This window comes from Opitutus sp. ER46 (genome assembly GCF_003054705.1).
Classification (GTDB): domain Bacteria; phylum Verrucomicrobiota; class Verrucomicrobiia; order Opitutales; family Opitutaceae; genus ER46.
Genome location: NZ_QAYX01000019.1, coordinates 293,124 through 305,684 on the forward strand (window position 1 = coordinate 293,124; position 12,561 = coordinate 305,684).

The window sequence follows — 12,561 nt, forward strand, 5'->3', positions numbered from 1 at the left end:
CCTGTCGTTACAGCCCGTTTACACCCATGATTCGGATCAACGAGAACTACTCCAAGCTGAAGGCTTCCTACCTTTTCAGCGACATCGCCAAGCGCGTGAACGCCTACGTCGCGGCGAATCCCGGCAAATCCGTGATCCGGTTGGGCATCGGCGACGTCACCGAACCGTTGCCACCCGTCTGCATTGAAGCCCTTCATCAGGCGTCCGACGAAATGGGCCACCGCAGCACCTTCAAGGGCTACGGTCCCGAGCAGGGCTACGCGTTCCTGCGCGACGCTATCGCCCAGCACGACTACGCCGCCCGCGGCTGCCCCATCGCCGCCGACGAGATCTTCGTCTCCGATGGCGCCAAGTGCGACTGCGGCAACATCCAGGAAATCTTCGCCCAGGACGTCCGCCTCGCCATCCCCGATCCCGTGTATCCGGTCTATGTGGATACCAACGTGATGGCCGGCCGCACCGGTCCCAACGTCGACGGCCGGTACGAGGGCATCACCTACCTCGAGAGCACCCCGGCCAACGGCTACGTGCCGTCCGTTCCCAAGGTCGCGACCGACCTGATCTATCTCTGCTTCCCCAACAACCCGACCGGCGCCGTCGCCACCCGCGCTCAGCTCACCGAGTGGGTGCAGTACGCGCGCCAGCACAAGGCCGTCATCCTCTTCGACTCGGCCTACGAGGCCTTCATCCGCGACCCGCAGATTCCTCACTCCATCTACGAGATCGAGGGCGCCCGGGAGGTCGCGATCGAGCTCCGCAGCTTCTCCAAGACCGCCGGGTTCACCGGTACCCGCTGCGCCTACACCGTCATCCCGAAGTCGCTCGTCGCCTACGACGCCGCCGGCAACGCCCACCCGCTCCACGCCCTCTGGAATCGTCGCCACACCACCAAGTTCAACGGCGTGGCCTACCCGATCCAGAAGGCCGCCGCCGCGATCTATACCGACGCCGGCAAGCAGCAGACCCGCGACCTCATCGATTTCTACCTCGGCAACGCGAAGCTGATCCGCGAGGCCATGACCCGGCTCGGCTTCTCCTGCATGGGCGGCGACAACGCCCCCTACCTGTGGGTCAACACCGGCCGCGATTCGTGGGAGTTCTTCGACCTCCTGCTCAACCGCGCGCAGGTCGTCTGCACCCCGGGCGCCGGCTTCGGCAAGTGCGGCGAGGGCCATGTCCGCATCAGCGCGTTCAACTCCCGCGAGAACGTCGAGGCCGCCCTCGCCCGCATCGCCGCCGCCCTGAAGTAACCGGCGGCGCGCCCGCTCCCGGACTTCGCCGGCGGCCAACGCGTTTCCTTTCCGCACGGCGGTCGCGTGCGCGAGCCGTCGCGCCGCAGCCGTTCCGCGCCGATCTACGCAACGCGTCTCCGGCCCGCGCCAAATCCAGTTGCCTCTCAGCGCCGCGCTACCGCGCCAGCGCCGCTGCGATCTCGGCCGCCAGCCCGTCCACCCCGCGGCTCACCGCCGCGGCCAGCGTGGCTTCGTTGTCCGCGCTCCATTTCAGCTCCGCCGCCTGGAAGTCCCCGCGGCTCACCGCCGCGCCCGCGGTCGCGTCGACCGGGCTCAGCTCCCACGCGGCGCGAAACGCCACGCGGCCGTCCGCCAGGCCTTCGCAGGCCAGCACGCGCACGGTCAGCTCGAAATTTGGTTCCTCGCCCGCCGGCGCCGGCAAGAGCCCGCTCTGCACCGTCCGTGCGCCGCCACGCGCCAGCAGATCCTCCCGCAGCACACGCGCGATCCCGAGCTCCAGCGGCTCACCCCAGCGCGCGAAATCGCGCAGCTGGATCTCGTTGTCCCCGCGCCGCACCACCAGACTCCGCGTCCGCAGGTAGCTCGGCAGCTCCACCGGCCGCAGCCGCACCACGCGGGTCGAGGCGTTCGCCATCGCCGGTGCCGTGCCGAGCGACAACACGTACGTGCGCGTCGGATCAGTCTGCGCCTGCGGCAGGCCCAGGCAGCCCGTGAGCGACGCCGCGCTGGCGGCCAGCCCAAGCGCGGCCACCACGACCGGAAGACGGAGGGAGAGATGCGATTTCATCCGGAAAAGGAAAAGGGGGGAGCCGCGACCACCACGCTCACTCCGGCGGCTTCTTGCCCGTGAGGAGCGCGTTCGGATTGCGTTCGAGGAAATCGGCCAGCCGCTTCACCGACTCCGCCGCCTCGTTCAAGTGCTGCAGCGTCGTGCCCAGCTCGTCACCCACCGCCGCATTGCGGCTCAGGAATTTCTGCGCCGTCGCCGCCGTGGTGTTGAAGGACGCGATCGTGCGCTTCGCCTCCGCCAGCGTCTCGCGCAGCTCCTTGCCCGTCGGCTCCACCTGCCCGTCGATCCGTGCGATCGTCCCGCGCAGGTCCGCCACCGCCTGGTTCAGGTTCTCCAGCGTGCGCTTGAACTCGTCGCCCTTCGCCAGGTTCTCGATCTGCGCGCCCGTCCGCTTCCACTGGTCCACCGTGCCCTTGAGATCCAGCGCATCGAGCCGCGTGCGCACGTCCGCCATCAGCGCCGTCAGCCCGCGGGAGAGACCCGCGAAGTCGATGTTCTTCAGGTTCGTCATGATCTCTGTCAGGCTCGCCTGGAATCCGGCAATGGCCGAGGGCACCGCCGGCACCACCACCAGCCGGTTGGCCTCGGGCCGGATCGGCGCCGGGAACTGCCGCGGGTTCAGGAAATCGAGTTCCACGTACAGCAGGCCCGTCGCCAGGCCCGCGACCGACAACTGCGCGCGCAGGCCGCGGTCGACGAGCCCCTGCAGCTGGTCGCGGTTCGACACGTCGATGTTCACGCCGCGAAAGTCCGTCATCGTGTCCCGATTCAGCTCGCACGTGACCGCCGTCGCCGAGCGGTTTGCCTTCTCATCGTAGCGGATGTTCAGCGCCACCACCCGGCCCACGCGAACGCCGCCGAGCTTCACCGGCGAGCCTTGCTCAAGGCCGTGCACCGATTCGTCGAAGTACACGACGAACCGCTGCGGCTTGGAGAAGAAATTCACCCCGCCAAACGCCAGCAGCGCGATGATGCCCAGCGCAAACGCCCCGATGACGAAGGCGCCCACCACGGATGGACTCACTTTCGTCTTCATTGGTGTTCGCTCCCCACGAGCCGGACACCCCGTCGCGCGGGGTTCTTTGGGTTCATCTGGGTCATGTGTCGGCAGCAGCTTCTCAATGTTTCAGGTGGAACTCAACTCGCGCCTTTCCCCGCCGCCGTCTCCGGCAGCGCAAAGCGCAGAAACTCGGTCACCCTCGGATCGCGCGACGTCGCCACGAGTTCCCGTGGCCGACCCTGCGCGATGATCCCTTTCGCCTCCCGGTCCAGCATGATCACGCGGTCGGCGATCCCGTAGATCGACTGCAGCTCGTGCGACACCACCACGATGGTCGTCCCAAACGTGTCGCGCACCTGCAGGATAAGTTCGTCCATCTTTCGCGAGGTCACCGGATCGAGTCCCGCCGAGGGTTCGTCGAAAAACACGATCGCCGGGTCCAGCGCCAGCGCCCGCGCCAGCCCCGCGCGCTTCTTCATGCCGCCGCTGATCTCCGCCGGGAAGTAGTCCTCGAACCCGCCCAGCCCCACCTGCCCGAGCTTGAAACTCGCCAGGTCGTCGATCTCCCGCCGCGAGAGCGTCGTGTACTCCTCCAGCGGCAGCGCCACGTTCTGCCGCAGCGTGAGCGACGACCACAGCGCGCCGCTCTGGAACAGCACGCCAAAGGTCTTCAGCCGCGCCCGCCGCGTTGCCGCATCCGCCTGCGTGAAGGAATCGCCGAAGAAGGTCACGTCGCCGCCGCGCAGCGGATGCAGCCCGATCATGTGCCGCAACAGCGTGCTCTTCCCGCAGCCCGACCCGCCGATGATGAAGAACACCTCGCCCGGCTGGACCGCAAAGCTCACATCCTGCAGCACGACACGCCCGTCGTAACCGGCCGTGAGCTGGTTCACCTGGATCGCCGGAACGGCGGGAGGATTGGGCGGCGTGCTCATGTCGTCAGGAGGTCAGGCGCGTCACAGCCCAAGGATGTTGAATACGACGGCGAACAACGCGTCCGCCACCACTAGGAAAAGGATCGCGGTCACCACCGCCGAGGTCGCCGCCCGGCCCACGCCGGCCGCACTGCGTTCCGCCTGCAGGCCGCGGAGGCAGCCCGACAGGCCGATGATCAGGCCGAATGCCACCGCCTTGATCACGCCGACCGCGAGGTCCGACATGTCGATGCTCGTCTGCATCTCCGCCCAATACGCCGTCGGCTGGATGTCCAGGATGCCCAACGCCACGGCCATGCCGCCGATCATGCCCAGCGCGTTGGCGTACACCGAGAGCAGCGGCATCATCACCGCCAGCGCCAGCAGCCGCGGCAGCACCAGAAACTGCACCGGCGCGATGCCGAGCGTCTCCAGCGCGTCGATCTCCTCGTTCGCCTTCATGTTGCCGAGCGTCGCCGCAAACGCCGCCCCCGTCCGCCCCGCCAGCACCACCGCCGTCATGACTGCGCCCGTTTCGCGCACCATCGAAAGCCCGATCAGGTCGGCAATGTAGATGTCGCCGCCGTATTGCCGCAGCACGATCGCTCCCGTGTAGGCCAGCGTCACGCCAACCAAGAAACTGATCAGGCTCACGATCGGCAGCGCCATCGCCCCGCACTGCTGCATCTCGTACGCCCAGTCCCGCCAGCGGAACCGCGCCGGACTGCGCGCCAGCCGCGTGGCGCTGATCACCGTCTCGCCGACAAAGTGGAAGATCTCCCCGACGTTGCGCCGGATATCGATCGTCGCCCGGCCGACGTTCGCCAGGAACCCTTCCGAGCGGTCGAACGGCGCCCGCGTTTCATGCGAGGTTGCCAGCTGGCCGCTCAGGGTGCGGATCTCCTCCGGCAACGCCTCCGCGTCGCACGCCGCGCCGGCATTCCGACACCAGTCCTGCGCATGCATCACGAAGAGCAGCAGCGACGAATCCCAGCGGCCGAGCCCCTCCAGCCGCAGCCGCACCCGCCGTGGCGCCTGCCGGTCGATCACCGAGGTCCAGTTCGGAACTTTCCCGGTGACCTGCCAGTCGCCCCCCAGCGCCACGTCCAGCACGTCGCCGTCGGCGTGCGCCACGGCGCGAGCGGAAGTCGTGGGCTCGGTTGCAGGCATGGGGCCCACTTCACTCGTGACACCGCCACACGCCAAACCAAATCTGGCCGGCGCTCATGGCCTCCTTCGCAACGATTCTCCTGGATCTGGACGGCACCCTGGTGGACGCGTTCACCACCATCCACCGCGCCTACGTCCACACGCTGCCGCAGTTCGGCCGCCCGGCGCCGACCATCGACCAGGTCCGGCGGGCCGTCGGCGGGGGCCTGGAGAACGCCATGCGCCACTTCGTGCCCGAGGAACTCGTCGCCGCGGCGGTCAAGGTCCACATCGCCTACACCAACGAGATCCTCCTCGAGGACGCGAAGCTCATGCCCGGCGCCCTCGAACTGCTCCGCGACCAGCAGGCCCGCGGCGCCATCCTGGCAGTGTTCACCAACAAGCGCGGCGACCATGCCCGCGCTGTCTGCGCCCACCTTGGCGCCACCCCGTACCTCAAGGCCATCTTCGGCGCCAAGGACACACCCTGGCTCAAACCGCAGCCGGAGTTCGCCGCGCACGCGCTCCGCGCCCTCGGTGCCCGCGCCGAAACCACGGTCCTCATCGGCGATTCGCCCTTTGACGTCCAGGCTGCCCATGCCGGCGGGTTCGCCTGCTGGTGCGTTACCACCGGCACCCATACCGCCGCCCAGCTCCAGGCCGCCGGCGCCGAAGCCGTGTACCCCGACCTGCTGGCCGTCAACGCCGCGCTCTCCCGCGGTTAACCCGGCCGCATCGCGGGCGGCGCTCCTCGGGGGGGGAGGGAAGATCGCAAGCCCGCCCCCGGCGTTGGCCACGCCGCGCCGCGTGCGTTCCGCCGGGTTGCCTCAGCCGCGAAATCCGTCTCACCTCACGGCCCAACTTTGGCCTTCTCCCGTCCCAGTCCCAGCTCCGCCTCCGCCACGCTCACCGGCGTCGTCGAGCGGATCATTTTCCTGAACGAGGAGAACCACTACACGATCGCGGAGTTCCGCCCCGACGTCCCGCCCGCCAGCGCCGCCGCCGGCAAGCCCGCCAAGCCTGAGCCGGTCACCATCGTCGGCCCGCTCCCCGGCGTCGAATGCGGCGAGACGCTCCACCTCACGGGCGAGTGGACGCGCCACGCCCAGCACGGCGCCCAGTTCAAGATCGCGACGTTCCGTAGCGAGCTGCCCGCCAGCGTGTACGGGATTCGCAAATACCTCGGCAGCGGCCTCGTCCCCGGCATCGGCAAGGTCTACGCCAACAAGATCGTCGACGCCTTCGGCACCGACACGTTCCGCATCCTGAGCGAGGAGTCCGGCCGGTTGCGCGACGTCGCCGGCATCGGCCGCAAGCGCGCCACCGCCATCAAGCAGGCGTGGGATTCCAAGCGCACCGAGCGCGAGCTCTACATCTTCCTCCAGACCTACGGCGTCACGCCCGCCCAGTGCGTGAAGCTCGTGAAGCAGTACGGCGCCCAGGCCAAGACCGTGCTCACGAGCGAGCCTTACCGCGCGGCGCGCGAGATCGACGGCATTGGTTTCAAGACCGCCGACCGCATCGCCATCAACCTGGGCTTTGCCAACGACGCCCCGCCGCGCATCGACGCCGGCATCCAGTTCGCCCTCGAGACGCTCCAGGAGGAGGGCCACACCGCCTACGGCGAGACCGACCTCGCCGACTACACCGCCAACCTCCTCGAGACCGAGGGCCGGCTCGTCGCCGCCCGCATCGTCGTGCAGGTCCAGGACAAGGCCCTCGTTCGCCAGGGCGCGGCCGGCACGCCCGGCGCCCTCATCCAACTCCCGCACAACGACCGGGCCGAGCAGAAGATCGCCGACACCGTCGCGCGGCTGCTCCGCGTCGGCAGCGGGCTGCCGCCCATCAAGATCGATGCGGCGGTCCAGTGGGCCGAGCAGAAGGCGGGTTTCACGTTCGCCGAGCTTCAGCGGGTCGCCCTCAAGAGCGCCCTGTCCTGCAAGCTCTCCGTCCTCACCGGCGGTCCCGGCACGGGCAAAACCACGATCCTGCGCGCGCTCGTCGAGATCCTGAAGGCCAAGAAGGTCCGCGTACACCTCGCCGCCCCCACCGGCCGCGCTGCGCAGCGGCTCGCCGAGACCACCGGCGGCTTCGCCTCCACCATCCACCGGCTCCTCCGCTACGACGCCGCGGCCGGCGGGTTCACCGCCAACGAGAGCGATCCGCTGCACACCGACTTCCTCATCGTCGACGAGGCCTCGATGCTCGACACGCGCCTCGCCGCCGCGCTGCTGCAGGCCGTCCCGTCGCGCGCGCACATTCTCCTCGTGGGCGACACCGACCAGTTGCCCAGCGTCGGCGCCGGCAATGTGCTCAAGGACCTCATCAGCGCCGCCACCCACCTCGACCGCGAGGGCAGCGGCGCCGCGGGCCGGATGCCCGTGACGCGCCTCGCCGTCATCTTCCGCCAGCAGGGCCAGAGCCAGATCGTCACCACCGCCCACGCCATCAACGAGGGCAACCCGATGCTGCCGACCGTCCTGCCCGACGTCGCGAGCGCGCAGGTCTGGTCCGACCTCAACTTCATCGCCGCGCTCGATGCCGAGGACTGCCTGCGCAAGGTCATCCAGCTCGTCACCGAGTTCATCCCGCGCGTGCTGAAATGGCCGCACCCGATCCGCGACGTGCAGGTCCTCGCCCCAATGCACAAGGGCACCGCCGGCGTGGGCAACTTCAACCTCGAGCTCCAGGGCGCGCTCAACCCCCACGAGACCGGACTCCGCACCGCCACCGGCGAGTACCGCGCGGGCGACAAGGTCATCCAGCTCCGGAACAACTACGACAAGAACCTCTTCAACGGTGACATCGGGACGGTGGTGGCGGTGCACGCCGACCGCGGCACGATGGAAGCGGAGTTCGATGGCGAGCGGCACACCTTCGAGCGCTCGGAGTTCGGCGACCTCGCCCTCGCGTACGCGATCAGCATCCACAAGTCACAGGGCAGCGAATATCCCGTGGTGGTCGTGCCGCTGCTGAAGGCGCACTTCATGATGCTGCAGCGAAACCTGATCTACACCGCGATCACGCGCGGGAAGAAGAAGGTCTTCATCGTCGGCGACCCGACCGCCTACGCGATGGCCGTCCGCAACAGCGAATCCAAACTCCGCCTCACCCACCTCCAGGAAAAGACGCTCCAGGCCGTCAGCGGCAAACGCTGAACCCAAGCCCGGGCTCCCGCCGCGCATCGATCGCGCTAGCGCCCACGGCGGTCGGTCACCTGCCTCACAGGCGGGTGAATTCCAACTCTGATCAGGCAGCGAGATCTCATATCCGGCAGCCGATCACCGTGACTCTGCAGGCAACGGTCGGGTTGCGAGCCTTTCATTGTGCGTCTTCACCATTGCGAACCCGGCGATGGCGACGGCCCAAAACAGAGTTAGCATCAACCACCGCCAACGCTTGGCTCCGGTCTTTCCGAACGGATTCCACGGTGATTCTGCCGTCTCCGACAGAGTCTGAAAGTCTGCCCGGGTGATGGGCAATCTATGCAAACGACGAGAGGCCCAGATCAGCCCGATCACGACGAAAACGCCCCCGAATCCCGCAAAGCCCGCAGCGATCAACATAAACGTGTATTCCGGATTGCTCATATATCATGGAGCAACGCTTCCCAGCAGACGTCACCGTGCTGAATGCTGAGCCTGGCGGCGGTAGGGCGTCAAATTGGCAGTTTTCCCGTTCCCAAGCCCTGACCTCGTCAGCCTCGCGCGGAACATCACCGCGCACGCCTGTATCGAAGATCTGGCGACAATTATCTCCCCGCGAAGTGTCACGTATTACGTGACAATTCCCGCGCGCGGCTCCGGCGGATAGTGTCACGTAATACGTGACACTCGGGCGGGCACGCCAGAGGGAGATCCACGAAAAGTGTCACGTAATGCGTGACAGTTGGCGCACGCGGCGGAGGGCGGAGTTGTCACGTAATACGTGACACTTTCCGACCGCATTTCCGCCGCGTTCAGTCTTTCAGTATTCCGCCTTCAGCCTTTCTGAGCGCGCGTCCGCGCGCGCTCAGCGGCGCGCTCAGAGCGTCACGCCGTCCTTGAAGATCGCGATCTCGCGGAAGCCGTTCAGCTCGTTGCGGGCGGGCTGGCCGCTGGCGGTCATGATGACTTCGTCGAGCAGCTTGGCCGCGAGCGAGTCCATCGTCTCCTTCTCGAGGAGCTGGCCGGCGTTGAAATCGATCCAGTTCTCCTTCCGCGTCGCGAGGTCGCTGTTCGTCGCGATCTTGAACGTTGGGATCGGGCCGCCGAGCGGCGTGCCGCGGCCGGTCGTGAAGAGCACGAGGTGCGCGCCGGACGCCGCCAGCGCGGTCACGGACACGATGTCGTTGCCCGGGCCGGTGAGGAAATTCAGGCCGCGCTGCTGCAGCCGGCCGCCGTACGGGAGAATGTCCACGACCGGCGAGGTGCCGCCCTTCTGCAGGCAGCCGAGCGACTTCTCCTCGAGCGTGGTGATGCCGCCGTCCTTGTTGCCCGGTGACGGATTCTCGTAAACGACCTGGCCGTGGCGGAGGAAGTACTCCTTGAAGCCGTTGATCATCGCCACGCAGCGATCGAAGACCGGGCGCGTGACGCAGCGGTTCATGAACAGCGCCTCGGCGCCGAACATCTCCGGCACCTCGGTCAGGATGGAGGTGCCGCCGCGCGCGATCAGCTGGTCGGAAAACGCGCCCACCAGCGGGTTCGCGGTGATGCCGGAGAAGCCGTCGGAGCCGCCGCACTTGAGGCCGACGCGCAGCTCGGAGACCGGGACCTTTTCGCGGTGGAAGCCCGCGGCGTACTCGATCAGCGAGTCGAGCATCTTGCGGCCGGCGGCGAGTTCGTCGCCCACCTCCTGGGCCACCATGAAACGGTACCGCGGCGAGTCCGCCTCCGGGATCAGCTTCCGGAAGCTCGCCATCGTGTTGTTCTCACAACCGAGGCCGATGATCAGCACGCCCGCGGCGTTCGGATGCTGCGCCAGGGCCGCCAGCACGCGCTGCGTGGTGGCGTGGTCATCGCCGAGCTGCGAGCAGCCGTAGGGATGCGACATCGCGTGGACGCCCGTGATGTTGCCGGGGAGCGCCCGCGCGTTGAGCTGCCGCGCGAGGGTCTGCGCGATCTCGTTCACGCAGCCCACAGTCGGGATGATCCAGATCTCGTTGCGGATGCCCACCTCGCCGTTCGGGCGACGGTAGCCCATGAAGGTCTTGCCGTCGTCGATCGGACGCAGCGGCTCGATCGCCGGTGCGTACTGGTAATCCAAAACGCCCTCCAGGTTGGTGCGCACGTTCTGCACGTGCACCCAGCCACCCTCGCCCACGTCGCTCGTCGCGCGCCCGATCGGCTGGCCGAACTTGATGATCGGCTCGCCGGCGCGGATCGCCCGCAGCGCGATCTTGTGCGCCGGCGGCACCGCCGCCGCCAGCCGCACGGAGCGGCCGGCAACGTCCACGGTCAGGCCGGCGTCCAAGCTGCGCAGGGACACGGCGACATTGTCACGGGGGTGGATCTGGAGGACGGGGTTTTTCATTACGTTAGCTCTTCAAGGCTGCGGTGACGGCCGCGCGCGCGCCCTGCGTGGCGATCGTCTCGAGGCTGCGGGCGACCAAGGTGGTCAGGCCGGCAACTTGGTTGAGATCCTGACCCCAGAACTCGGCGTGGGCGAGCGTGGTCGTGGCCAGCTCCTGCCAGTTCTTGGTCAGCTCGGCCTTGCGCCAGGCCGCGGAGAAGTGCGCCAGCACGGCGGCATCGTCGCGGATCGGGTAAGCCTTGCCGTCGCGGTGGCCCTGCAGCTCGTTGGTCGTGACCTGCGTGCCGCGGTAGAACGCGATCAGCGCGGCGAGCGAGAACGAGAGTGCCACGGGCAGCTTGCCCTTGGCCTTCTGGTAATCGAGCAGCGAGGGCAGCACGCGGACCTTCCACTTCGAGACCGAGTTCAGCGAGATCGAGAGCAGCTCGTGGCGGACGAACGGGTTGCGAAAACGCTCGAGAACCGACTCGGCGTACGCGCGCTTCTCGGCTTCGGGCAGCGCGACCGTCGGAAGGATCTCGTCGAACACCGCGCGGCGCACGAACGCGCCGAACGTCACGTCCTCGACCATGTCGCGGACGGTGTCCAGGCCCGCCAGGTAGGCGCCGAGCACGCTGGAGGTGTGCGCGCCATTGAGCACGCGGACCTTGCGCGTGCGGTACGGCGTGAGGTCGTCGGTCCAGACCACGTTGAGCCCGGCCTTGGTGAACGGCAGTTCGTCGGCCAGGTGCTTGGGCCCTTCAATGACCCACAGGTGGAAGTACTCGGCGGCGACGATCAGCTTGTCGTCATAGCCGAGGTCCTTGCGGAGCTGCTCGACCTCGGCGCGGGGATACCCCGGGACGATCCGGTCCACCAATGTGTTAAGGAAGTAGTTCGCCTCCTTGATCCAGGTGGTGAACGCGGCCGGGAGCGCCCACTTCTGGGCGTGCTCGAGGACGATGCGGCGGAGGTTGTCGCCATTGCGGTCGATCAGCTCGCACGGCAGGAAAATCAGGCCCTTCTTCGGGTCGCCGTTCACCGCGTTGAAGCGCTCGAACAGGAGCGACGCAACCTTGGCGGGGAAGCTCTCGGGGCAGACGCCCTGGGAGTAGGTCTCGGCGACGTAAGCGATGCCGGCCTCGGTGGTGTTGGAGAGCACGAAGCGGATATCGTTGCCGCGGAATGCGTTCACGAGATCGGACCACTGCTCGTAAGGGTTCACCGCGCGGCGGGTCGCCGTGACGATGCGGCGGGCCTCGACGACCTTGCCGTTCTGCACGCCGCGCATGAGCAGCGTGTAGATGCCGTCCTGCGCGTTCAGCTCGCTGGCCATGCCTTGGCGGATCGGCTGGGCGACGAGCACGTTGCTGCGGAACAGCTGTTGCGAGTTTACCTCGTCGATCATCCAGTCGGCGAAGGCGCGCAGGAAGTTGCCCTCCCCGAACTGCACGACGCGTTCCGGGTACTCGTCGGCCGGACCCCGCGCAACGGAGGGGGCGAGCTTCTTTTGAGCTCGGAGAAGGTTTCGACTGAGAGATGTGCTCGTGGACATAGATTTTCGGATTGGTACCGTGGGAGGTGTGATCGTCCAGCTCCATGAAGATCACGGTCACCGCGGATGAATTTCGATTCACCGAGACCGCCCTAAAGCGCGGCTAAATTCGAGCTACCCGATACAAGAATGCCAAAAGATGCATAGGGGCTCCGTCGTGGGACAGCCGGACTACAGATTGGCCATTAGGACCATTTACAGGTTCCCATGTATCAACCTCGCTGCTCATCGGCACTTACGAACGTGAGCATCGAGACGGGTGGCGGCGTGGCGGATGAGGTGGGCAAATTGAGCCCGCCGACCTCCTGCGCTGCCGGGAGCCTGGATGCGGTGGCGTCCTTCTGGTCGCGGTCGTTTCAGTAATAGGCGCAGCCGCGCTCCTGCAGCTCACCTGCAAGCAAGCATGC

General features: G+C 67.4%; 9 protein-coding genes. 3 read left to right on the plus strand and 6 right to left on the minus strand.

Features of this window, described 5'->3' with window-relative positions; translation table 11 throughout:
• Positions 1 to 26: 26 nt before the first annotated feature.
• The gene (locus tag DB354_RS06285; protein ID WP_107834591.1) at positions 27 to 1,250 is read left to right on the plus strand and encodes an LL-diaminopimelate aminotransferase; all 1,224 of its coding nucleotides are present in this window, start codon (positions 27 to 29) and stop codon (positions 1,248 to 1,250) included.
• Positions 1,251 to 1,407: 157 nt separating this feature from the next.
• Here DB354_RS06285 and DB354_RS06290 read toward each other — a convergent pair whose 3' ends face one another.
• The 4 genes from DB354_RS06290 to DB354_RS06305 all read right to left on the minus strand — a co-directional run bounded on the left by DB354_RS06290 (position 1,408) and on the right by DB354_RS06305 (position 5,127).
• A complete protein-coding gene (locus tag DB354_RS06290) occupies positions 1,408 to 2,040 on the minus strand; it encodes a PqiC family protein (RefSeq protein ID WP_107834592.1) in 633 nt (210 codons plus the stop codon).
• A gap of 37 nt (positions 2,041 to 2,077) precedes the next feature.
• Complete coding sequence (locus tag DB354_RS06295; protein ID WP_107834593.1) at positions 2,078 to 3,079, minus strand: MlaD family protein; 1,002 nt, start codon at positions 3,077 to 3,079, stop codon at positions 2,078 to 2,080.
• Positions 3,080 to 3,180: 101 nt separating this feature from the next.
• On the minus strand, positions 3,181 to 3,978 hold the full coding sequence (locus tag DB354_RS06300) for an ATP-binding cassette domain-containing protein (RefSeq protein WP_107834594.1): 798 nt from the start codon (positions 3,976 to 3,978) through the stop codon (positions 3,181 to 3,183).
• 21 nt (positions 3,979 to 3,999) lie between these two features.
• Positions 4,000 to 5,127: an ABC transporter permease gene (locus DB354_RS06305; RefSeq protein ID WP_107834595.1), complete on the minus strand. Its 1,128-nt coding sequence runs from the start codon at positions 5,125 to 5,127 to the stop codon at positions 4,000 to 4,002.
• Positions 5,128 to 5,183: 56 nt separating this feature from the next.
• Between DB354_RS06305 and DB354_RS06310 the strand changes: the two genes are divergently transcribed.
• The gene (locus DB354_RS06310) at positions 5,184 to 5,831 is read left to right on the plus strand and encodes an HAD family hydrolase (RefSeq protein ID WP_107834596.1); all 648 of its coding nucleotides are present in this window, start codon (positions 5,184 to 5,186) and stop codon (positions 5,829 to 5,831) included.
• Positions 5,832 to 5,969: 138 nt separating this feature from the next.
• A complete protein-coding gene (locus tag DB354_RS06315; protein WP_107834597.1) occupies positions 5,970 to 8,264 on the plus strand; it encodes an ATP-dependent RecD-like DNA helicase in 2,295 nt (764 codons plus the stop codon).
• An 865-nt stretch (positions 8,265 to 9,129) separates the two neighbouring features.
• Here DB354_RS06315 and DB354_RS06325 read toward each other — a convergent pair.
• Together DB354_RS06325 and DB354_RS06330 are read right to left on the minus strand one after the other, a co-directional pair.
• Complete coding sequence (locus DB354_RS06325; protein WP_107834599.1) at positions 9,130 to 10,620, minus strand: altronate dehydratase family protein; 1,491 nt, start codon at positions 10,618 to 10,620, stop codon at positions 9,130 to 9,132.
• 4 nt (positions 10,621 to 10,624) lie between these two features.
• Positions 10,625 to 12,154, minus strand: coding sequence for a tagaturonate reductase (locus DB354_RS06330; RefSeq protein ID WP_107834600.1), 1,530 nt, complete (start codon positions 12,152 to 12,154; stop codon positions 10,625 to 10,627).
• Between the last annotated feature and the right edge of the window lie 407 nt (positions 12,155 to 12,561).